16 protein-coding genes are annotated in these 22,975 nt (G+C 57.1%); 5 read left to right on the top strand and 11 right to left on the bottom strand.

The window, feature by feature from the left end:
- Positions 1 to 6 precede the first annotated feature (6 nt).
- On the top strand, positions 7 to 210 hold the full coding sequence (locus tag J0X15_RS00435) for a DUF4169 family protein (protein WP_206937236.1): 204 nt from the start codon (positions 7 to 9) through the stop codon (positions 208 to 210).
- Between the two features lie 44 nt (positions 211 to 254).
- On the top strand, positions 255 to 473 hold the full coding sequence (locus J0X15_RS00440; protein ID WP_206937238.1) for a ribbon-helix-helix domain-containing protein: 219 nt from the start codon (positions 255 to 257) through the stop codon (positions 471 to 473).
- Between the two features lie 14 nt (positions 474 to 487).
- Here the strand turns inward: J0X15_RS00440 and J0X15_RS00445 are convergent, their stop codons facing one another.
- The 3 genes from J0X15_RS00445 to J0X15_RS00455 form a co-directional block, all read right to left on the bottom strand.
- The gene (locus J0X15_RS00445; protein ID WP_206937241.1) at positions 488 to 4,282 is read right to left on the bottom strand and encodes an AsmA family protein; all 3,795 of its coding nucleotides are present in this window, start codon (positions 4,280 to 4,282) and stop codon (positions 488 to 490) included.
- Positions 4,283 to 4,416: 134 nt separating this feature from the next.
- Positions 4,417 to 5,832 carry an FAD-binding oxidoreductase gene (locus J0X15_RS00450; RefSeq protein WP_206937244.1) on the bottom strand — a complete coding sequence of 472 codons (1,416 nt, stop codon included), beginning with the start codon at positions 5,830 to 5,832 and terminating at the stop codon, positions 4,417 to 4,419.
- A gap of 234 nt (positions 5,833 to 6,066) precedes the next feature.
- On the bottom strand, positions 6,067 to 7,881 hold the full coding sequence (locus J0X15_RS00455; RefSeq protein WP_206937246.1) for a chloride channel protein: 1,815 nt from the start codon (positions 7,879 to 7,881) through the stop codon (positions 6,067 to 6,069).
- Between the two features lie 275 nt (positions 7,882 to 8,156).
- On the opposite strand from J0X15_RS00455, the gene J0X15_RS00460 reads away from it, so the two are divergent.
- Positions 8,157 to 9,833 (top strand): chloride channel protein, encoded by a 1,677-nt coding sequence (locus tag J0X15_RS00460; protein ID WP_408015309.1) that lies wholly within the window; start codon positions 8,157 to 8,159, stop codon positions 9,831 to 9,833.
- Between the two features lie 15 nt (positions 9,834 to 9,848).
- Here J0X15_RS00460 and J0X15_RS00465 read toward each other — a convergent pair whose 3' ends face one another.
- Entirely contained in the window at positions 9,849 to 10,883 is a 1,035-nt protein-coding gene (locus J0X15_RS00465; RefSeq protein ID WP_206937249.1) for a phytanoyl-CoA dioxygenase family protein, read from the bottom strand.
- A gap of 176 nt (positions 10,884 to 11,059) precedes the next feature.
- Positions 11,060 to 12,874: an aminopeptidase P family protein gene (locus tag J0X15_RS00470; RefSeq protein WP_206937251.1), complete on the bottom strand. Its 1,815-nt coding sequence runs from the start codon at positions 12,872 to 12,874 to the stop codon at positions 11,060 to 11,062.
- A gap of 260 nt (positions 12,875 to 13,134) precedes the next feature.
- Between J0X15_RS00470 and J0X15_RS00475 the strand changes: the two genes are divergently transcribed.
- Positions 13,135 to 13,350 (top strand): hypothetical protein, encoded by a 216-nt coding sequence (locus tag J0X15_RS00475; protein ID WP_206937253.1) that lies wholly within the window; start codon positions 13,135 to 13,137, stop codon positions 13,348 to 13,350.
- A gap of 150 nt (positions 13,351 to 13,500) precedes the next feature.
- On the opposite strand, the gene J0X15_RS00480 is transcribed toward J0X15_RS00475, so the two are convergent.
- From J0X15_RS00480 to ligA, 6 genes are all read right to left on the bottom strand, one after another.
- A complete protein-coding gene (locus J0X15_RS00480; protein WP_206937255.1) occupies positions 13,501 to 14,391 on the bottom strand; it encodes a 50S ribosomal protein L11 methyltransferase in 891 nt (296 codons plus the stop codon).
- Positions 14,392 to 14,506: 115 nt separating this feature from the next.
- Complete coding sequence (locus J0X15_RS00485) at positions 14,507 to 15,844, bottom strand: ATP-binding protein (RefSeq protein WP_206937256.1); 1,338 nt, start codon at positions 15,842 to 15,844, stop codon at positions 14,507 to 14,509.
- 41 nt (positions 15,845 to 15,885) lie between these two features.
- Positions 15,886 to 16,608, bottom strand: a complete 723-nt coding sequence (locus J0X15_RS00490) for a response regulator (protein WP_206937258.1) — start codon at positions 16,606 to 16,608, stop codon at positions 15,886 to 15,888.
- 332 nt (positions 16,609 to 16,940) lie between these two features.
- Entirely contained in the window at positions 16,941 to 19,454 is a 2,514-nt protein-coding gene (locus tag J0X15_RS00495) for an ATP-dependent helicase (protein ID WP_206937259.1), read from the bottom strand.
- Positions 19,455 to 19,848: 394 nt separating this feature from the next.
- The gene (locus J0X15_RS00500; protein WP_209014977.1) at positions 19,849 to 20,322 is read right to left on the bottom strand and encodes a group III truncated hemoglobin; all 474 of its coding nucleotides are present in this window, start codon (positions 20,320 to 20,322) and stop codon (positions 19,849 to 19,851) included.
- A gap of 111 nt (positions 20,323 to 20,433) precedes the next feature.
- Complete coding sequence (gene ligA / locus J0X15_RS00505; protein WP_206937262.1) at positions 20,434 to 22,587, bottom strand: NAD-dependent DNA ligase LigA; 2,154 nt, start codon at positions 22,585 to 22,587, stop codon at positions 20,434 to 20,436.
- Positions 22,588 to 22,745: 158 nt separating this feature from the next.
- Between ligA and J0X15_RS00510 the strand changes: the two genes are divergently transcribed.
- Positions 22,746 to 22,928: a hypothetical protein gene (locus J0X15_RS00510; protein ID WP_206937264.1), complete on the top strand. Its 183-nt coding sequence runs from the start codon at positions 22,746 to 22,748 to the stop codon at positions 22,926 to 22,928.
- The last annotated feature ends 47 nt before the right edge of the window (positions 22,929 to 22,975 follow it).

Genomic DNA, 22,975 nt, shown 5'->3' on the forward strand with positions numbered 1-22,975 from the left:
CTTCAGATGACTGCGGAGATCATCAACCTTCGCCAAGCGCGCAAAAGCAAGTCTCGGTCGGATAAGGAACGGCTGGCCGAAAACAATCGACAGAAGTTCGGTCGTTCAAAAGCGGACAAGAACCTAAGTCAGGTTTCTGACGCGCTTGACCGGTCCAGGCTGGAGGCGCATCGGATTGAGCGCGCGCCCAGTGACACCGACGACGTCTAAGGAACCTTTCCGCACGCCGGTCTAAGACGCCCAGGAGCCTCCTCATGGCGTTGTACAAGCGCTCCGTCTCTCTCCATGGACATAGAACCAGCCTGGCACTTGAAGGTGAGTTTTGGCAGGTCATTGATGAGATCGCCGAGAGCAAGGTCATGGCTGTCTCGGCCTTGATTGCCGAAATCGACGTCGCACGAGATCCAGAGAACTCACTCTCATCCGCCGTGAGGGTCCACGCCCTGACATACGCGCTTCAGAAAAGTTCCTAACCATACCTCCTGCGTCAGTTCGTAGAGCGGCGGATTTCCCGAGCGATCAAGTCTTCAACGGTCTGCGGCGGATCGAGAGGTTTCAACGCCCCGTCATCTGTCCGCCCACTCGCTTCATTGCCGGATTGAGCCTGATTGTCATTCGCTTGCCGCCCGATCACCTGCCGAATTCGATTGGCAAAATCAGCCGCAGTTTCTTCAGAAGAGATCGGCGAAGGCGTCAATTCGCCCGACTGAGCCCCGTCAGGTCCGGCAGGCGTCTCCGACGCTTCCGGAACAGCATTTCCACCCGAGCTCTCCTCTGACGGCGCAGTAGCCTGTGAGGCTTCCTGTTCAGCTTCGCGTGCGGCTTCTTCCTCGGCCTCCCTCGCCCGGCGTCGTCGCTCTTGCGACTGCCGCTTGAGGTTCCGATCAAGGCTCTGGCGCTCCAGAATTTCAGACTGCAATTTCTCCACTCGCTCCACTTCGCGCTCAAACGCTCGCAAAGTCAGATAAGCCGTGAACGGCGCAACGTCTACAGAGCGCACTGGTGCGTCCAATGGGCCATTGAACAACAGTCCAACCTGAGGTTCGGCCCCAATGACGGCTTCGTCACCCGCATCCACAGTCAGGGAAAAATCACTATCAAGAGAAAGCTCATTGAGGTTGATCAGAGCGGAACCGAACATTTTGGCGGCTTGCGCATCAACCGCGATATTTCGCGCACTGACACGCCCGCCAAGAATACCGAGCGCTGCTTCCAGCGTCTTGAACCGCAAGGTCCCCGCCTGCATATGGCTGAGGAAAACGTTACGGATCTTGGTATCCTGCAAATCCAGGCCCGCATCCACCGCACGCATCACCAGAGAAAAGGCTTGCGGGTTGAGCCCACGCAAAGCCCCCTCCGAAACCTTGAGTGTGCCGCCTCCGGTCAGGCCCGCAACAATGCCTGAGAGCGAGCGCCCAACGCCCTCGAAATCGGCGAGAAGATCCAGGCTTCCCGTTGCAACTGAACGTCCTTCCGAGGCCCAGACGAGACGTGACAGGTCAGCCGCTTCAAGCTTCAAACGTCCGGAAAGAGCACCTTCGGCTCCCGATCGACGCAACGCCAGTTGTCCACTCAGGCGGCCGTCCGCATATGTCGCCGTCAGATCGTCCAGTCGCAGCTCGTCCGGCTTCAGCCGAAGGTTAGCCGAGACATTGCCTGCAGCCTCTCCTAGCCCAAGTGGCATGGACTGGGCCGTTATGTCCAGATTGAGATCCAGCGACGTCAGCAAGGGACGGTCAAAAGCGACGGATGGCCAGACGCTGCTTCCATCGCCAACGGAAGCCCATTGGTCTGCTCCAATGACGATTTCACTCAACGACATCAGATCAAGTGCAGAAAGATCGACCCGCCCCTTGAACCGACGCAGCCTTTCTCCCGTTGATGGCGCTAGGCTGCCTTCGGCATTCGCAGTCAAAGTCACATCGCCAACACGTCCTGAAATGTCCCGGAACGCCAATGTGTCCCCATGGCCGTCCAGCGCATACCGAAGATCGACCGGGATATCTCCCGCCATCACCGGCATCATCCGTCCCGCAAGCAGGGCAAAAGGAGCCAGATCATCCATCGCCAGGGTACCCTGAAGGGAATAATTCGCATCCTTGTCTTTTTGCCAGCGCAGGGAACCATCGGCGCTCAGACTTGCGGCTGGAGATGCCGCAGTCATCCGCAACTCGACCCCGTCATCAGGGCGACCGATGGCTTCCAACGTCACATCGCCCGCCCCAAGCTCATCAACAGGCAGAATTTCAAGGCCAATCTGTCGGAGGATCTGCCCGCCGTCAGCGCTCTTGAGATCGAGTTTCATGTCAAGGTCGGCGTTGCGCCATGCGTCCACCCGCCCTTCAAACGAACTCCGCAGCGTCGTCTCGACACCGCCAGCCGTCCCCGAAAGATCGAACTGCAGGCTACTGCCCTCAGCCGTTCCGCTTCCCTTGAACTCGCCTTCAAACTCCGCAGGCACCAGATATTCCGAAGCTCGCTCCAACCGCGCCAGCAGCCCGGCATCGGGCCAAGCACTGCGCAGAAGCGAAACCAGACCATCCAGATCACTCGCTTTCAGGGACCCCGTCATCGAGCCGACCGGGGCACTGAACAGGTTCTCCACCCGTCCGGACACATCGACCTCGGCGCCCGCCAGATCTCCGGCGTACAATCTGTCGATCTTCAGGTCGTCATCAGAAAATGACGCCTGCAAGGCCAGGTCCTTGCCCGCAACGTCGCGCACAATCGCTTCGCGTGCCCGCACCATCAGGGAGACATTGGTATTGTTCCAGAACGTTGCCCCCCCGGCAGACGGACCAACCAACCGCAGCATGTCTTCGACCTGATCGATATTCAAACGGTCAGCCACCAGAGACAGACCGAACTCATCCCGACCCTGGTGTGGCTTGCGGAAGGAAAGACCGCCCGTGATGACCGCATCGTCCAGTTCAACACGCAAGTTCTCAAGAGCAGCGCCCGTATCCACCAGACTGACCCGCCCTTCCAGAGAGATTGGCTGGATTCGGGTCGAGCCGTCTGCATTTTCTCCCAGCCACGCAGCCAGGGCACCGGGCTGCTCGGAGTTCAGCGAAACCGACCCGCGATAGGAAAACTTGTTGCGAACAACCAGATCGCCTTCAGTCGCGATCGTCGTGCGGCCCGGTATGCGCCCAGCCAACCGGCTGATGTGCCATCCGCCCGGCCGGGTTTCCAGATCAGCCTTCACTTCCTGCAGCAGTTCCCCACCCGCGACAACGACAGGAATATCAAGACTGATTGTGCCCTTCATGTCCGGGATTGGGAGACCTTTCAGAACATCGATGACCTTGGCGCTTGCCTCGCTCAGATTCACCGGATCCTGCGGCCCGCCACCATAGATGCGGTCCAGGTCGATCTGTTTGGCGCGTGCTGTCAGATTGAAATGACGATCCCCCGCGTAGACCATTTCAAGACGACCGTCGAAACCGGAGCGTCGCTCTTGCGGACCGAAGTGATATTCGCCCTTATCCACCGTCAGATGCGCCGTATCAGCCTCAAACGTTCCATTGGCCGTCCAGACGACCTGAGGCTGATCTTCGCCTTGCTCGATACCCTTCAGCTGAAAACCACCGTCAAAACGCGGCATGCCTTCAAGTGACGACAAAATGCCGTCAATCGAGGCCGACATGGAAACTTGCCCAGGAGTAATCGTGCCTTTCACCCGCAAGGCGCCGTCAGCCTGCTTGCGACCGGTCGCAAGCGATAGCGAATATCTCTCGTCCGCGATTTCAACGGGACCATCAATACGGAATGGGCCGGCAAGCGAGCGTGCCTTCACCGTCAGTTCGGCATTATCCAACGTGTGCGTGATACCGGACCGTGCATCGACAACCGTCACCGCGCCATCTGTGATGGAAATGTTCTCGAACGCCACATCATCGGCTGCGATATCGGCAAGCGCTCCACCGCTTTGCATCGCTGTCAGCCAGTCAGGTCGCCCGTCCTCATCCAGGGAAATGGTCAGATGCGGACGATCCAGCGTCATGTCGAGGATGCGGAATTCACCCTTGAGCAGAGGAGGAAGCTCCATGCGGATCTGAAACCGCGAGATAACCAACAAAGGATCTTCCGCCCCACCGACGCGCACGTCAGTGAACGTCACTGTCGGTGACGGCAGAATCGACATGTCCGCCTCCCCCAGCACTGTGACCTTGTGACCGAGCGCCGCCTCTGCATAGGCTTCGAAACTCGATCTGTAGACTGTCCAGTCGACAAAAAAGGGCGCTACCAGTGCAGTTACCAGCACCAGAATGATCGCCATACCGACGCTAATAAAGACCGAGTTCAGAACCCTCTCCTTCCGTCCCGCTCAAAGCATCCTTCCACCTTGGTAGTGGAATCGGAGCGAGCATGCAAAACCTCTATAGAAGTTAGTTTATCACGAGCCGCACGAGATCAGGCCGTCGGCATGATCTTTCCCGGGTTGAGTATATTGTCCGGATCCAAGATGCTCTTGATCGACTGCATCACATCAACTGCGGCACCGTGCTCCTTCCGCAGGTACTTCATCTTTCCCTGGCCCACGCCGTGTTCACCAGTACAGGTACCGCCAAAGTCGATCGCACGAGAGTTCAAGCGGCCCACAAATGCCTCGGCAGTTGCGACTTCTTCCGCGTTTTCCTCATCTACCAGCACCAGAACGTGAAAATTTCCATCACCGACGTGGCCTACGATTGTCGCCAGCAACTTTTCTCGGTCCAGATCGGCACGTGTCTCGGTCACACATTCTGCCAACCGGGAAATCGGAACACAGACGTCGGTTGCCACGCCTTTAGCGCCAGGACGCAGTGTGAAAGAGGCCCAGTAGGAATCGTGGCGCGCCTGCCAAAGCGCCGTCCGGTCTTCCGCTTTGGTCGCCCAGCGGAACTCTGATCCGCCGAATTCCTCGGAGATCCCGGCAAAGGTTTCCGCCTGCTCGCGCACTCCCGCTTCACTGCCGTGAAACTCCAGCAGCAAGGTCGGTTCTTCAGCCAAGTCCAGCTTCGAATAAATATTGCAGGCACGAACCTGAAGCGGATCCAGAAGCTCAATCCGGGCGACCGGCAGGCCGCACTGGATCGTCATGATGACCGCGTCACACGCCGACTTGATACTGGGAAAGGAACAGATGCCGCCAGAGATCGCTTCCGGTTGGCCGAACAGTTTCAAGGTGATTTCGGTAATCACACCAAGTGTGCCCTCAGAACCGATCATCAGGCGTGTCAGATCGTAGCCGGCAGACGATTTACGTGCCCGCCCACCCGTTGTGATGACTTCACCGGAGGCCGTAACGACCGTCAACCCGAGGACGACGTCCTTCATTGTGCCGTAGCGCACCGCATTGGTGCCAGAGGCGCGTGTTGCCGCCATCCCACCGATAGTCGCATCAGCACCTGGATCAATGGGAAAGAACAGACCGCTGTCGCGCAGGTAGCTGTTGAGTTGCTTGCGCGTGACTCCGGCCTGAACCCGGCAATCAAGATCCTCCGCATTGACTTCAAGCACGGCGTTCATCCGCGACAGATCGATGGTGACACCACCGCTCGGCGCATTCACATGCCCTTCAAGCGATGTGCCGACGCCAAAGGCGATGACTGGCACCTTATGGGCAGCGCAGAGCTTCACCACTTGCGCCACTTCCTCGGTGCTTTCAGCAAACACCACCGCATCCGGTGCCTGGTTCTTCAACCATGTCGTCGTATGGCCGTGCTGCTCGCGAACTGCCTGAGAGGTCGAACAGCGCTCGCCGAAAGCCTCTTTGAGGTCATTTACGACATCCGCCACACTGGCGGAGCTGTACGCAACAGGGGTCTGGAGATCGGCCAGAGACATGATGTTTCCCTTTGGAATTCAATTTTCTGAACTGGATAAGAGCCAGAGAGCCCGAGGGACAAAGATCCGTCACAGCCCGGGGCACCTCGATAACGGGCACCTTGGCTGGCAATCATCCTGCTTGAATTGCCAATATGTTAGCCAAATGGGAAAAGGTCAAAAGATTCCGCAAGTTTCCGTCGCAACAATAGACGGAATGAGGCCGTGGGAAGGCAAAACTCCCCACGGCTGAGGTCATGCGTAGTGATTGGAAATCACTGCGTCGGCAATTTCCGTACGGTCGATCACCCCGACGACATCATCCGGACGCGGCACGCGCGACGACGTATCGGTGATGATAGCGTAAGATCGGCCACGCTGATGCATGCGCGAAATCACCGTATTCAGAATGGAGAACTTCGGCGATACGACGTAATCGGTCCGCACCAGATCCTTCAACGTCTGCCCGGCGTAACGATCCGGTACATACGGAACGGATCCGAAACGTACATATCCAGCGATCCGCGCGCCTTCTGCCACGATCACATGCTCGATCTCTTCGTCCATGACGATCTGCAGCGCATCGTTCACCGGCATATCGATAGGCAGGATCTTGACCTTTGTCGCCATGAGTTCCCTGGCCTGACGAACCAGGTACATGTTCGTATGGCGGTTGGACGGCACCACCTTGCCGCGATTGCGCAGCTTGATAGTGTAAATATTTTCCGCAACCAACCAGCGTCGAACTCCAACGGCAACGGCCACAGCCAGCACCAGAGGCACGATGATGTTGTAGTCGCGGGTCATTTCAAACAGCATGACGATTGCCGTCATAGCGGCACCCGTTGCGCCACCAACCACAGCAGCCATCCCGACAACCGCAAATTCAGCCGCCTGAAAGCCGTTGTCCGGAAACAGCATGCCACCGACGACACCGACCACCCCCCCCAAAGTAGCACCGATGAAGAGCGATGGCGAAAACACCCCGCCCGAGGCTCCAGCACCAAGGCTGACGGATGTGGCAAAGACCTTGCCAAACAGCAAAAGCCCGAGCAACAGAACCGTGTAAGGCGAACCGTTCAGAATGTCCTGAATGGTTGCATAGCCCACTCCTGCAGTGTGGTAATGGCCGGTGAACGTAAAGAAGGCATATGCCAGACCACCTACCATCACCATGCCGATGATGTTCTGCAGATAATCGTTGATCCCCAGAGCCGGAAACAGATCTTCTGCATAGGCAAGGCAGCGGATGAAGGCCCAGGACATGACACCAGCCAAAGCGCCCAGTGCTGCATAAGCTGCAAGCTGAACCGGATCCACGGCCTCACTGATCTGCAAGCTTGCAAGCGGCATCAGGAAGGCCGGGTCGAGACCAAAAACCATGTGACTGACGTAAGTGGCGGTCGCAGTGGCGACCACAACCGGCAGGAACGTACGGTTGCTGACTTCCGGAAGCAGCATCTCTACAGCAAACAGCACTCCGCCCAGCGGCGTGTTGAACGTGGCGGCAATACCAGCACCCGCCCCCGCGGAAAGCAGTGTGATCTTCTGCCACCGCGTCATGTTCAGATATCTGGCAATCGTCGAACCGAAAGAAGCGCCGATCTGAATGATCGGACCTTCCCGGCCCACGGACGCGCCAGACCCAATGGAGATGGCAGACGCAAGCGACTTCACCACGGCGACGACGCCGCGAATGTTGCCCTTCTTGTGATAAATCGCAAACATCACCTCAGGCACACCGTGCCCCTTGGCTTCCGGAGCGAAAGTGCGGACCAGAAACACCACGATCAGGCCGCCAATGACCGGCGCCAGAATGATCAGCGGACCGAAACTACTCGGCGCTTCGAACTGATTGGCATCGTAGTGGATGGAAAGAGTGCCGTAGTAAAAGAGGTTATGCACCAGGTTGATCAGGTGGTGGAAAACCGTCGCCCCCACAGCAGCAACGATGCCGACGGCAACGGCAAGCAGGCACATAATGGGGGTCGAAAACGTTCGGGCTTCAGGAAGGGCGCTCTGCGCCCCCTCCAAATCTTCGCTGGTGGTATTGGGTCGCGTTGCAGACATTGTACCCAGCTTTCTTGGGTCTGGCGTGAGAAACAGGGATGAGCGCTGAGCGAACAGAATACGGGCTGTCAGCCTGAAAAATCAGAACCAAGTGCCGCTGTGAAACGGTTCAAACAGGAGAAGTGTTCCCCTCCTGACTCTTGTGCTGATGAAAATCAAGGGGAATCCCGACAATATTTCTTGCCGATTGCCTTCGGTCTGGCGCAGCCTGTCTGAGATGATCTTTTTAACCTTCTGCCGCACGAAGATGCTCTGACAGGCCAAAGCCAACCGCAATGCCCGATTACAAATCCAGTTTTGGCTCCCGTGTCGCACGTTTCTGCGCTCCTTTGCGGATCGGCTGGGCGACCATGCGCTCCACAATCCGGGTAAACCTCAAAAGCTATCTGGAGCACGGTTTTCCGCAGGTCTGGCTGATCTCGCCGTTGATCGGCGTTCTCGTCGGCATCGCTGCCATTCTGTTCCGGGAAGGCATCGGCCTCATCCAGCTTCTCTGGCTCGGCACCCGATCGGAGCATGTCGTCACCGCCGCAGCTGGGGTTTCGCCCTGGGTCATCTTGCTGGCCCCTGCTGTTGGCGGGCTCCTCGTCGGGCTCTTGCTGAAATACCTCCAACCCATGCAGCGCACCTACTCGGTTGCGGATGTCATCGAGGCGCGCGCCAAGGCAGGTGACGGATTGCCTTTCTGGTCCGGGCTTTCCTCAGCCCTCATCACAATGATTTCCCTGGGCAGTGGCGGCAGCGCCGGCCGCGAAGGGCCAATGGTCCATCTTGGCGCAACTCTGGGCGCACTCTTCACCAACTTCACCAGCCTGCCAGCCTCCAGCCGCCGCCTGCTCCTGGCCTGTGGCGTCGCCAGTGCTGTATCAGGCTCCTTCAACGCGCCGATAGCCGGACTCCTCTTTGCGCACGAGGTCATTCTTGGTCATTACGCGCTTTCAGCTATCGCGCCCGTGGCGATTGCCTCCGCCATGGGGGCAATCCTGTCGCGCCTCTGGTTTGGCGATGTTGCAGCTTTCGTCATTCCAGCACACCAAGTGACCTCTTACTGGGAGTTTCCGGCCTTCGCACTACTGGGACTGACCTGCGCCGCGGTCGCCATCCTGTTTCAATGTTCGCTGATCGGCACTGACTGGCTGGCACGCCACGTTCCGCTTCCCACCTGGCTGCGCCCAGCGGTTGGCGGTCTGATGGTCGGCGCAATCGCACTGTTCTTCCCCGAAATAATCGGGGTTGGCTATGAGACCACCGATGCCGCCTTGCGCAATCAGCTATCGCTGCAACTCATGCTGGTTCTGCTGGCCGTCAAGACCGCGGCCACCGCCATCACACTGGCGTCACGTTTCGGGGGCGGCATTTTTTCGCCAGCGCTTTACCTTGGTGCCATGGCAGGCGGTGCATTCGGACTGATCGCCGCCGCGGCCTTCCCCGAGTTGGCCTCAAGCGAGGGGCTCTATTCAATCCTTGGAATGGGGGGCGTGGCTGCCGCCGTGCTCGGCGCACCTATCTCGACCACGGTGATTGTTTTCGAGCTGACGGGCGGCTATGCGCTGTCTCTTGCGCTGTTGCTCACGGTTTCTTTTGCAGTCGGGCTTACTCACGCTTTGCTGGGCAAATCCTACTTCCATTGGCAGCTTGAAATTCGAGGCCTGTCGCTTGCCGCAGGAAGCCATCTCTACCTGCGCGATCAAGTAAAGGTGCGTGATTTCATGGATCCGTTGCCTGAAGGTCAGGAAAACGCCAGTTTCGACCCGGCGAAAGACGGACTATACCTTCAGGAAGGCGATACTCTGACCAAAGCCCTGCGCAGTTTCGACGAGAGCGGTGAAGCCAGCCTCCCCGTTGTCCACGCAAAGGACCCAACGCGAGTGGTCGGTCATGCACGCCATGTCCGCTCCCTCCGTTTTTTCAACCGGGCCCTGATTGATGAGAGCACCGAAGCCCACTACTAGAGCAACGGCCTAGTCTTAAATTGGCGACGGATCGCGCAACTGGATTTTGCCAACATGCGTATGGCTCGGCCGGCGTTTAAAGAGTTTCGCCTTGAGCTGGATCTCGCCCATATGCAACTGCGCCTGACGCCCCTGAACACCTGGCAGCATCAGCGGATCAAATCCGGTAAAGGGCAGATAAGGGTTGCGTCGCAAGGAACCATAAACCCCCACCCGCACGGATGGCCGCTCGCTCTTGCCACGTGCATGAAATCCATGCGTATCGGCCACCACAAGCGTATTGCCGGGCACGTCGAACGAAACCGGTTCACGCAGTCCCAAGGTTTGGAGCTGGTCCCCGTTGACACGAAATGACCCCAAAGCGTGATGACCATCGGCAGAATGCGCTGCACTGATGCTTTCCGCCAGCTCCCACGCCTGCCGCTCTTGCGTCAGTCGATGCGAGCCTGGAACATAGGTGAAGGGGCCTTCCGCCAGCGGGACGTCATAGAGAAAGAACCAGGCTTTCGCCGTCGCATGGAACGTATCAGAGTGAAAATTCGTCTGCGGGTCGACCTCACCAGCGGTCGGATCGGTCAAGACCACATGCAGAAAGACAATGGGATCTGCGGTTGTCGACGCAACATATTTCAGGGAGTTCTGAAACAGGTCTCCGGTAACGAAACGACGCAGATGTGGCAGTGCGCGCAACACCTCCGGCGGCAAGGGAATAAACCGTGTCACCGCATTCCCCTGGCGAAAGTCGTAAGCCTCAAACCGTGTGTTTTCCACTTCCTCCCGCAGGCTGGAAATCTCTTCAGCGTCGAGAACTTCGCTTCGCCGGATGAAACCGTCCTGCGCATATTGTGCACGGTCTTCTGGGGAAACCAGCTTTTCCATCCGACGTCGACGCCAGTCACTCATCCGCTCAGCTAGAAGCGCCCGTTTCAGATGCAAACCCTTCTCATTCAGACGTTTGCTCCCAAGAATAGGGTTGTGCCGAAAGGACTTTGCTCCGGTCGCAAGCTCGGCAGCCCAAAGCGGCGATTTGAGAACATCTAGCACACGCATTTTCTGAAATACCTCCGCAGAAACCTTAAGGTCGGCTCTTAAATAATTGAAACAAGCACAAAGCGTTTTCTCAAAAAGGTCAACGCTTAAAACAGCATTGCGCTCCCTGTTTGGTCGAAATATCTTTCGGCACAGAAAACAACGGCCCGGCTTTTAAGGCCGGGCCAGGTGGCACATCAGATCTGGACTGTCGCCTCTTCGAGCCACGACAAGACATGATTATCGAGTAACGGCGCAAGTTCCTCGCGCACCCAGGCGTGATAGGTGTTCAGCCAGGCAATTTCATCAAGGGTCAGCAAACCCTTGTCGATCAGCCGGAGATCGAAAGGCGCCAGAGTGATCGTCTCGAATTCCATCATCGGACGCTCGCCACCTTCAACCGATTTCAGCTCCGTTACAATCTCCAGGTTTTCCAGGCGAATGCCGTATTCACCTGCCGGATAGTAGCCTGGTTCATTCGACAGGATCATCCCCGGCTCAAGCGGCACAACGCCGGTCTTGGCGATGCGTTGCGGTCCTTCATGAACGCCCAGATAAGCACCAACTCCGTGGCCCGTGCCATGGTCGAAGTCGAAGCCGGCCTTCCACAACGCAATGCGGGCCAGTGCATCCAGCTGAGCACCGCTGGTCCCTGCCGGGAACCGCGCCGATGAAATCGCGATATGGCCCTTCAGGACAAGCGTGTAATGACGCTTCATCTCATCGGTCATCTCGCCCACGGCCAGGGTTCGGGTGATGTCGGTCGTGCCATCTTCGTATTGTGCTCCGCTATCGATCAGGAACGGCTTGCCCACAGGGATCGGCAGATTGCTGTCCTTGCTCACACGGTAATGACAGATGGCACCATTCGGGCCGGCCCCTGAGATCGTGTCGAAGGAGATATCCTTCAGCTTTCCGGTTTGTGCCCGAAAGTCTTCCAGTTTCTGCGCTGCGCTTATTTCGTCGAGATCCCCATGGACGGCGTGCTCATCAAACCAGCACAAAAAGCGCACGTAAGCAGCACCATCGCGTTTATGCGCCGCTCGGGCACCGTCAAGTTCACGCGCGTTCTTCCGCGCTTTTGGCAGCAGGACGGGTTCTGCCGCTTCGACAAGCAGGCCGCCCGTCGAGGTAATTGCCTCAGCAACCGCCTGCCCCGCAAGGTTCGGATCCACCAGAACCCTTGCACCCGCAGCCCCCAACGCCCCCAGTCCCTTCAGAAATGCACTCTCTTCGTCGATGTCTGCCAGGTCGCTCAAAGCATCGCGAACAGTGTTCGACAGCTTTTCGCCACGAATAAAAAGCTGCGGCTTTCCGGAAACTGGAACGACAGCAAAAGATAGCGGAAGCGGCGTGTGCGTAACATCCGACCCGCGGATATTGAACAGCCAGGCAATTGAATCCGGCTGCGTCAAAGCACAGGCATCGGCCTCTTTTGCGGCAACGATCTTCTGGATTTCCTGAATCTTGTCGCTCGCAGCGCGCCCGGCAAGCTTTTCGGAATACAGGGAAACCGCACCACTCGGGGCTTCAGGACGGTCCGACCAGACCGCGTCGAGCGGATTGCCTTCGACTGGTACCAGTTCGGCACCGGCCTTATTGCAAACCGCCTTCAATCTGCGGACATCATTGATCGGATGCAGCAGCGCGTCATAGCCAAGACGTTGGCCCGGCTGCAGTTTCTCAGCCAACCACGTCGTCAGTGGCTCATTCATCAAATGGCGGGCCGGAAAGACATTCATGTCCACCTGATCGCGAACCTGCAGGGTATAGCGTCCATCCACGAAAATAGCTGCTTCGGCCCCAAGAACCGCTGCAATGCCAGCAGACCCGGCAAACCCGGTCAGCCACTGCAAGCGGCAATCATGGGGCGGAACATACTCGCCCTGATGAGCGTCTGCCCGGGGGATCAAAAAGCCATCGAGCGAACGGCTTTTCAGCTCATCCCTGAGAAGCGCTGCACGCGGCGCCCCGCAGGAGGGATCGTTGTGATCATCGAAAGTCTGGAACATGAACAGAAGCTAGGTCTTCGCACAGAAGCGATCAAGACGATTATGTCCAAAGGCCAACCGTTTATCCAACGGCAGATTCGCAAGAGTGCGATGCAGCATTAACTTCGCACATGCGAAAACCGCAAGGCTGTCATGCAGTTCCAAGTCTACTCATGCATGGCTTCAGGGGGCATATTCGGATCAACAAGAAAACGGCATCCACTGGCGCCAGAGAACGCCTTGAGTGAAACGCCTCCACCCAATTTACTATGGAGAACACCATGGCTATCGCAACAACCACTTCAATCGGCTCCGCACAGCGCTCTTCCGGCAACTTCGTCAGCCGTGCATTCGGTCGTATGGTAGAAGCACGTGAGAAGCAGGCCCGTCGATTCGTCAACGGCTACCTTCTGTCCCTGGACGATGCGACGCTGGCGGCTCACGGTTATGACCGTGTCGAGCTCGAACGTGAAGGCAGCACGGGCGCAATGCTCTAATCCTCCGAACCAGAGTAGAAACTGCCCGGAAGCCCGCTGAGGTTTCCAGAAAAAACGAGCGCGGCCCAGGCTGCGCTCTTTTTGTTTCTGCACGCGGTGACGGCCTCCCGCCCGGAAATTTCCCGAACGGCAGCATCGCCTTCGCTTCCCTTATGCCTGAGGGCGACCGCGCACCAAGGTCAGTGTCAGCCAACCTTCCTTCTCGCCCCGCTTGGACAGATGAAACCCGTGGCAGCCATAGGCGAAAAGGATGCGTGGTCCATCTTCGATACGCAGGCCCGACAGGATCAGCGTCGACACCGGCTGCATATGAGCCGCGATATCACGCGACATTTGCATCAAGGGGCGCGCCAGAATATTGGCGATCAGCAGATCGAAAGGCCCCTCTTCACCGAAGCGACGATCACTCATGCCATTGGCCGTAAAGGTGTGAACCAGATGACCAGCTCCATTCATTCGCGCATTCGCGGCAGCAGTCTTGGTCGCGACAGGGTCGATGTCCGTAGCCAGAACGGGCTGCCTTGACCGCAGCGCTGCAGCAATAGCCAGAACACCTGTGCCCGTGCCCAAATCCAGAACCCGATCATATTCGCGCATACTGAACAGCCGATCGATCTCTTCCAGACACCCGGCTGTCGTCCCGTGATGACCGGTTCCAAAGGCAAGAGCGGCCTCGATTTCAATACCGATGCCACCACCTGGAACCTTATCCCGATCGTGACCGCCATGGACCGTAAAACGGCCAGCAGTGACCGGCTTCAGGCCTTCCAGGCTCTTTTCCACCCAGTTCAGCTCAGGAAGAATATCAGCTTCGACGGGCGCGGAAAATGCATCCGACCCGATTCGGGAGCGGACATCGGCAATCGCTTCATCCGGCTCGACTTCAAACAACAAGATTTCTGCCGTCCACTCCCGGCCATCATCGGTGCTTTCATAGATGGAAACGGGATTGCCCTCGTCCTCATAGAGGCGCTCCAGCACATCCGCGATGCGCTTGGCTTCGAGTTCCGCTGCGACGATTCGTACCCTGACGGTCTGCATGTCTTGTCCTGTGGTCGCACCGCCCCGGCAGCAGCCGGTCGGCAGTCAAAAAAGGTGCTGATGGATTAGGCGCGGATATACAGGGACTTCAGAAAAACAGCCAGAAGAAAGACGTTCAGCCAAGCGGCATGCGTAGACGTGCGGTCAGTCCGCCGCCAGGCGTATCAAGCAGCTCCAACTCTCCGCCGTGCGCCTGCGCAATGGAGCTGGTGATAGAAAGACCCAGACCGAAGCCAGCCCCTTTCCCATATGTTCGTGCCACATCGCCGCGCTCAAAGGGTTCCATCAACCGCTCACGAGCATCCGCAGCAATGCCCGGGCCATGATCGATCACATCAATAACCAAATGATCGCCACGTCCGTGAGCTTCTATCTCGACCTCATCGCCAAAATGAAAAGAATTGTCGACAAGATTGGTAAGGGCCCGATTCAACTCGATTGGACGTGCGTGAATTTTCAAGCCTGGCTGAGAAGAGACCGGCACCTTGCGCCCCATATCTTCGTACTGGTCGGCAATTCCTTTCAAGAAGCTGGCAACATCAATCGGTGCTGCCCGTTCGCCCGTCAGCCCGCCACGCATCAGGCTCAGCGCACCGTTCAACTGAATCTCCATCATATCGAGATCCGCCAGATTGCGTTGTTTCTGCTCTTCGTCATCCAACAACGAAATCCGTAGCTTCAACCGGGTCAAGGGCGTCCGCAAATCGTGACCGACGGCTGCAAGCATCCGAGTGCGTTTCGAGATCATGTCCTGGATGCGTTCCTGCATCAGGTTGAAGGCCCGCGTGACAGCACGCACTTCGGCAGGGCCCCGCTCAATGATAGGCACCGGAATGGTCGAGGATTGTCCGAACTTGGCAGCTGAACGCGCCAGATCTGAAAGCGGACGGATCAAGGTGATCGTGACCCATGTCAGCAGCAGAACGACCGCCAGACCCAAAGTCAGAAGCGCTTGGAAAATGGGATTGAACAACAGCGGAGGCTGGTTATCCGGCTTGGTGGAGATACACACGAATGAGCCGTCATCCAGTTGAAACAGCACTTCGCTTGTCGGCCCCTTCCCCTCTGGCTTCTCAAACCGGATCTCGCGGATCAGTTCGACGCCTGAAGGCAACACTTCCGGCGCATATTTACGGCCATACCTCCCTCCATCAAGCAGTGGGACCTGCTCGGGATGAGCCAGCAAAGCTTCAGCCTGCTCGCCTGACAGCAGATGGAACGCCGCCGCCAGACCATCCACCTTGAGATTATGCAAATAGTCGGGTCGCTCGCTCGCTGGCAAGCTGTCCAGTTTTGAAAGAACGAGCCCGTAAACCAGATTGTCATGCGCCGTGTCCGGCGGGGTCGGATTAACCAGAACGAACAGAAGAAAGATAATGCCCGACATGGCGAGAAGCGCCGTCACCATGACAAGGGTGACTTGAACCGCAATGCGTCTGGGAACAAGCCGCATCAATCGCTCTTTTGAGCGAAGTTCAGATGCCGGGTGATCACTCAACTGGCAGTCACCTCGGCCACAAACTCATAGCCACCGGAACGAACCGTGCGAATGAACTGATAGGGCGCCCCGCCGGCCTCCAGCTTGCTGCGGACACGGCTGATCAGAATATCAATGTTCCGTCCGCTACCACTCGACTGTGAATTTCCGCCGTGGGTCAAATCAATCAACTGCTCTCGACTCAACACCCGTCCGCGTCGCTCGGCCAGGACCTGCAGAAGGTCGAATTCGGCAGGGGTTAAAGACACCACAGCCCCATCCGGATTGTGCAGGCTTCTCGTGGTGCAGTCCATTCTCCAGTTTTCAAACAGGATTGTCTTGGCCGAGACGGAAGGCTCCGCCGCCCCCATTTCCATACGTCGGAACATCGCCCTGACGCGTGCAATGAGTTCACGCGGATTGAATGGCTTGGGCAGATAATCATCCGCACCGACTTCCAGGCCAATGACCCGATCGAAGTCGTCCGACTTTGCCGAAACGATAATGATCGGCAAAGTGCTGCTTCCGCGCAGGCGACGGCATATGCTCAAGCCATCCTCGCCGCCCAGCATAAGGTCCAAAATCACCAGATCGATCCTGGACGTTCCCAGTATCCGGTCCATTTCAGCGCCATTGGCTGCGAGGCTGACTTTCCAGCCATTCTCCGACAGGTGACGCTCCATGAGAGCGCCGATTTCGCAATCGTCCTCGACGATCAAAATGTGTTCTGTGCGTTGCATCACGCTAATATGCAGAAAGAAAATTTGTTTTCATCAAAAAAATTGTACTTATTCGTATCGTTTTATGTCTGAGTAATATTGGATAGAAACATTTTAATTAGTTGAATTAACTTGAAAAACATTATGATTAACGCAAAGAAATAAAATAACCTAACGACATAAGCTCGTTAAATAGCCAACAGTAGTTTTGTACGGATACTCCCGAAACAGAAATGTATACTCATGAGTTTACATGCTTCTGAGGCTCTCTGCAGTGCCAGAGTACTCAGCCAAAACACGACGCAATTGCAAAACGCCGAACTACGCGGGATTTTCGGCCAGCCACCGCCCCCCTAGGGCCGCTCAACGAAACTGTCGATGACCTTTTTCTGGCCCGCTTTTTCAAACTCGATTGTCAGCTTATTGCCTTCAATGGTCGAAATCGCGCCATAGCCAAACTTGAGATGAAACACACGCTCGCCGAGCTTGAAGGACGAGGGACTTTCCGAAAAGGACTTCGCGACCAACTCCCCCTCAATCGTCATCGGCCCTGCCTTGCGTTGACGCGCCGACTTGAACCCGCTGCCGCCGGAATTACTGTTCCGCCCCAAAGCCGCCCCCTGCGCTGCCTTGGCCTTTTTCGCCCGTTCCCAGCCGGGCGTTGAATAGGAGTTCTGAAATGGATCCCGGTTATCGAAACGGGAAGAGCCATAGCCACCACCGCCGTAGCCGCCATAGTTTGACTGGCTTTCGACTATCTCGACATGATCCGCAGGCAACTCGTCCAGAAAGCGGGACGGTATGGATGACTGCCACTGGCCATGAATGCGCCGGTTCGACGTGAACCAGATCGTTGCCCGCTTCTTGGCCCGGGTAACACCGACATAGGCCAGTCGGCGCTCTTCCTCCAAACCGGCCTTGCCGCTTTCATCAAGGGCGCGCTGATGCGGAAAAAGCCCCTCCTCCCAACCTGGCAGGAAGACTGTGTCGAACTCCAGCCCCTTGGCGGAATGTAGTGTCATAATGGACACCGCATCATTGTCTTCCGTGTTGTCGCGATCCATCACCAGAGAGATATGCTCCAGAAAGCCGGGAAGGCTCTCGAACTCTTCCATGGAGCGGATCAGCTCCTTCAGATTGTCCAGACGACCGGGGGCTTCGGCCGACCGGTCATTGCGCCACATCTCCGTGTAGCCACTTTCATCCAGAATGACTTCCGCCAACTCGGTATGCTTGACGTTCTCAAGCTCTCCACGCCAGCGAACCACGTTATCGAGCACACCCTTCAGCGCAGCGCGTGGTTTTGGTCGAAGCTCTTCCGTCTGGCAAAGCTGGAAGCCCGCCTGCATCAGAGGAATGCGTTCAGTCCGCGCCAGTTCGTGCACCAGCTTCAGGGATGCTTCACCCAACCCTCGCTTCGGTGTGTTGACGATCCGCTCAAATGCCAGATCATCTGCCGGCTGAACCACGCAGCGAAAATACGCCAGTGCATCACGGATCTCCATCCGCTCATAGAAGCGTGGCCCACCAATCACCCGGTAGTTCAAGCCAAGCGTGACGAAACGATCTTCGAAGGCGCGCATCTGCAAGGATGCCCGCACCAGAATGGCGATGTCATTCAGCGCATGCCCTTTGGACTGCAGAGCTTCAATTTCCTCACCAATGGAGCGCGCCTCCTCCTCGGAATCCCAGACGGAGGCCACATTGACCTTCACATCTTCTGGATCCTCGAAATCCGTGAAAAGGGTTTTGCCCAACCGGCCTTCGTTATGGCTGATCAGATGAGAGGCTGCTGCCAGAATATGGCTCGTCGAGCGATAGTTTCGCTCCAGACGAATAACCTCAGCGCCTTTAAAATCATGCTCGAACCGCAGGATGTTGTCGACCTCGGCACCGCGCCAGCCGTAGATCGACTGATCATCATCACCGACACAACAAACGTTCTGGTTTCCCTGTGCCAACAAGCGAAGCCAAAGATACTGGGCGATATTTGTATCCTGATACTCGTCCACCATCATGTAGCGAAAACGCCTCTGATAGTCGGCCAAGACATCCGGATTGTTCTTGAACACCGTGATCACGTGCAGCAGCAGGTCACCGAAATCACAGGCATTCAGAATGGACAAGCGGTCCTGATAATCGGCGTAGAGCTTGCGCCCAAGGCCCGCAAATGCGCTTCCCTCAGCTTCAGAAACTTCACTGGGGGTCAGTGCGCGGTTCTTCCAGCCATCGACCATGTTGGCAAAGGCCCGCGGCGTCCACCGCTTGTCGTCAAGGCCTTCTGCCCGGATCAGTTGCTTGATCAACCGCAGCTGATCATCCGTATCGAGAATGGAAAAGCCGGATTTCAGTCCGACCAACTCGGCATGCCGTCTCAGGATCTTTACACAGACAGAGTGAAAGGTTCCGAGCCAGGCCATGCCTTCCACATCACCACCGATGAAGCCCGCTATGCGAACCTTCATCTCACGCGCAGCCTTGTTAGTGAAGGTCACAGCCAGGATCTGCGAGGGATAGGCCGAACCTGTCGCCAGAATATGCGCGATGCGCGTGGTCAGAACGCGCGTCTTGCCTGTTCCGGCACCCGCCAGAACCAGAACCGGGCCATCGAGGGTCTCGACCGCCAGACGCTGTTCCGGGTTCATGCCCTCCAGATAATCGGGCGCAGCTTGCGCGCCGCGTCGCGCTGCCATTGCACGGGCCGCAATCCCGCTGCCAGCAACAGGGCCTGCAGCCGGCATCGGCGCTTGCTCAGCTGCCTCGCCTCCCTGCCGCGACGGCCGGTCACCGGGAAAATCATCGTCTCCGCCAAACCCGTCGGGAAAAGTGTCTTCGATGTCGTCGTGATACCCGTTCGGGTCAGCCATATGCGCTCGCGTCGATTCTCTGCGTTCCAATCAGGGAACATTATAGCAACAAAAGCGGCAGGGGCGAGGCACAATGCCGGGAATTCGTGGGGAAAGCGGGAAGTTAGCAGTTCAACAAAACGCAAGTAAACGTTTGCCCGCACACGACGCGAAAAACGCGGCTTTCCACAAAGCTAGCTATAAAATTAATTTATTAAAAACAACAACTTAAACGAATGCCATTTGAACGTAGTCTGACAGAGTGCTTTATTTTCATTCTCACTAAACACGGATCTAGAGAAAAACTATGACTGAGTATGAAGTCACTACACTTACGCTGCAAATCGCGCAGATTATGACAATGATTTTGCTCTATCGGGCAGCCAATTAGCCGCCTTCTCAAACTTAACAATCTTCACCTGGCCTTATAATACCGCTCACCCCGGCCGAGGATTGCGCCATTGTAGCTGGCGACACCCATTTCCAGACTGGAGGCAATGTTGCGGGCGCGGGCAAGAAAGTGATCGGCTCCTTCCGGCGTGCATTCGTCGCGGACCGTTGCCTCGAACAATTCCAGCCAGCGATCAAAATGCGTGGCATCGACGGGCAGTACCATGTGTTTGGGCATGGGTGTGCCGGAGTAAGCTCCCGTCGCAAGCGCCACCGAGGACCAGAACCGGTACATGGTTTGCAGATGCGGCTTCCAGTTTGTGATCCGTTGCGTGAAGATCGGCCCCAGCAGCTCATCGGCCTGAACCCGGACGTAGAAACTGTCGACCACACGAACGATCGTCTCGTAATCGATTCCGGTTTCTGCCTGTATTTTTGCGCTCATCCGGGCGCGCCGCTCCGCCGGCGACAGACTTGCGTCATCCTCGTCAACCGCCATGAACCTACCCCTCTTCAAACGTCAGTAAGCCACAGCTTACGCCGGATGCATATCGCGGGCACTGCGGTGCGCAGACGCAGGGACTGTCAAAGTCTGGAGAAGCATACGCCTTCAGGCGCCGACCAGAACAAACCAGTCGTCCTCGGAAATAACCTCGATCTCCAGTTCTTCCGCCTTTTTCAGCTTCGACCCCGCCTTCGGACCCGCCACCACAAGATCGGTTTTCTTGGAGACCGAACCTGACACCTTGGCACCCAGCCGTTCCGCCATCGCCTTGGCTTCGTCACGCGTCATCCGCTCCAGCGACCCGGTAAAGACCACGGTCTTCCCGGCAACCGGACTGTCACCCGCATCGATCTTTTCCGCGTCCTTAGGGCTGACCTCCCGCAAAAGCGCGTCCAGCTGATCGCGGTTGTGGCTCTCGGCAAAAAATTCCGTCAGCGCTTCGGCAACGATCGCACCAATGCCATCAATGTCATTCAGCTCCTGCCACTCCGGTGTCGCATGGTCTGCAGCTTTTGACATCGCCTCGAAGAATGCGAGCCACGATCCGTAACCTCGCGCCAAAATTTTCGCATTACCTTCTCCGACATGGCGAATGCCGAGCGCAAAGATGAAGCGGTGAAGATCGATTTCTCGGCGCTCATTGATTGCCGCAAAAAGATTGCGCGCAGAGACAGCGCCCCAACCTTCACGATTGCGTAGCTTGGTGAGGGCCCTTTTGTCCCGCTCTTCCAAGGTGAAAATATCAGCCGGTGCCATGACAAGACCGTCAGTATAAAATGCGTCCACCTGCTTGTCGCCAAACCCTTCAATGTCAAAGGCATTACGGGAGACAAAATGCTTGAGCTTCTCGGTCGCCTGGGCCGGACAAATCAGCCCACCGGTGCAGCGACGCACACTGTCCAGGCGCCCCGTTTTCAGGTTTTCCTCGCGCACCGCGTGGCTGCCGCACGCCGGGCAGATCTCCACCGGCTCAAACGGCTTGGCGCCGTCAGGACGCTTGTCCAGATCCACGTCGACAATTTGCGGGATGACATCCCCCGCCCGCTGGATCTTCACCGTATCGCCGACACGCAGATCTTTGCCATTCCGCAGAGGCTCGCCGTCCTGACCGATCCCCTTGATATAGTCTTCATTGTGGAGCGTCGCGTTGGAAACGACCACACCACCGACAGTCACTGGCTCCAGCTTCGCGACAGGTGTCAGCGCCCCCGTTCGCCCGACCTGAATCTCGATATCATTTAGGATGGTGAAAGCCTGCTCGGCAGGAAACTTATGCGCAATGGCCCAACGCGGCGAGCGTGAAATGAACCCGAGCCGCTCCTGCAGGTCCAGTCGGTCCACCTTGTAGACCACCCCGTCAATGTCATAGCCCAAGGTCGCTCGGTCTTCCTCGATCCGGTGATAGACCTCCAGCAGCTCTTCCACCGCCTCGCAGCGCTTCATCAGTGGGTTCACCTGAAACCCCCATCTGGCGAAGGCCTCGACCATCCCCGTTTGAGTCTCCGCCGGCATATCGCTCATTTCGCCCCAGCTGTAAGCAAAGAAGCGCAATGGCCGGGAAGCGGTGATCTTGGAGTTCAACTGACGCAAGGAGCCAGCTGCAGCGTTGCGTGGATTGGCGAAGATCTTGCCGCCATTGCCCGCCATGCGGTCATTCAACGCCTGGAAGTCGGTGTGTGCCATATAGACTTCGCCGCGCACCTCGACCACGTCGGGGACCTCACCGGACAACTTGTGCGGAATGTCGCCTATCGTCCGGGCATTGGTGGTGACATTCTCGCCGACCGAACCGTCTCCCCGTGTCGCCGCCGAGACCAACTCTCCCTTTTCGTACCGCAAGGAAAGCGACAGCCCGTCGATCTTCGGCTCGGCAGTGACCGCAAGAGCGCCCATCAACGGATCGAATTTGAGGAAGCGGCGCACCCGGCCGACGAAATCCCTGACATCCCCATCATCGAAGGCATTGTCTAGCGACAGCATCGCCACCTTGTGGGTGATCTTGCCAAACCCCTCGGCAGGCGCCGCCCCAACGCTTTGCGATGGACTGTCAGTTCGTACCAGTTCCGGAAAGCGTGCCTCGATCTGGTTGTTACGACGTCGCAGGGCATCATAGTCAGCATCGGAAATAGTGGGCGCATCTTCACCATGATAGCGCCTGTCATTTTCTGCGATCTCATTCGCAAGCCGCAACAGCTCTGCTTTGGCATCTTCAAGCGTCAGATGTTCAACAGGGATTGCGGCGGCGGAAGTGTCGGTCATGGCGCTCATATTCTGCTGACAGGTCGGACAGGCCTGGGTTGGTCGGCAAGACCCAGTTTACCTTGTGAACGGCATAAAGGAACCAATTCAGCCGCTCAAGAGTTGTCCTGTCACAAGCCGGTTGAGAAACTGGAATGAATACCAAGGAGAGACCTGACATGGCCTATCAAGACCGCGAGACACGCCTTGTAGAAACCCGCAAGGGATCAAGCGCTGGATGGTTCATCGCTGGCGCCCTCGTAGTCGCGTTGATCGCCGGCGCATTTTTCTACTCGCAGGGCTACTTTCAGGACGACGATGTCAGCATCGAGTTGACCTTGCCGAACCTGAAAGCAGAATAAACGACCGTCCACCTCCGGACGCGAAACACATACTAAATTTCATCTGA

It is taken from the genome of Roseibium limicola (genome assembly GCF_017313085.1).
Taxonomy (GTDB): Bacteria; Pseudomonadota; Alphaproteobacteria; order Rhizobiales; family Stappiaceae; genus Roseibium; species Roseibium limicola.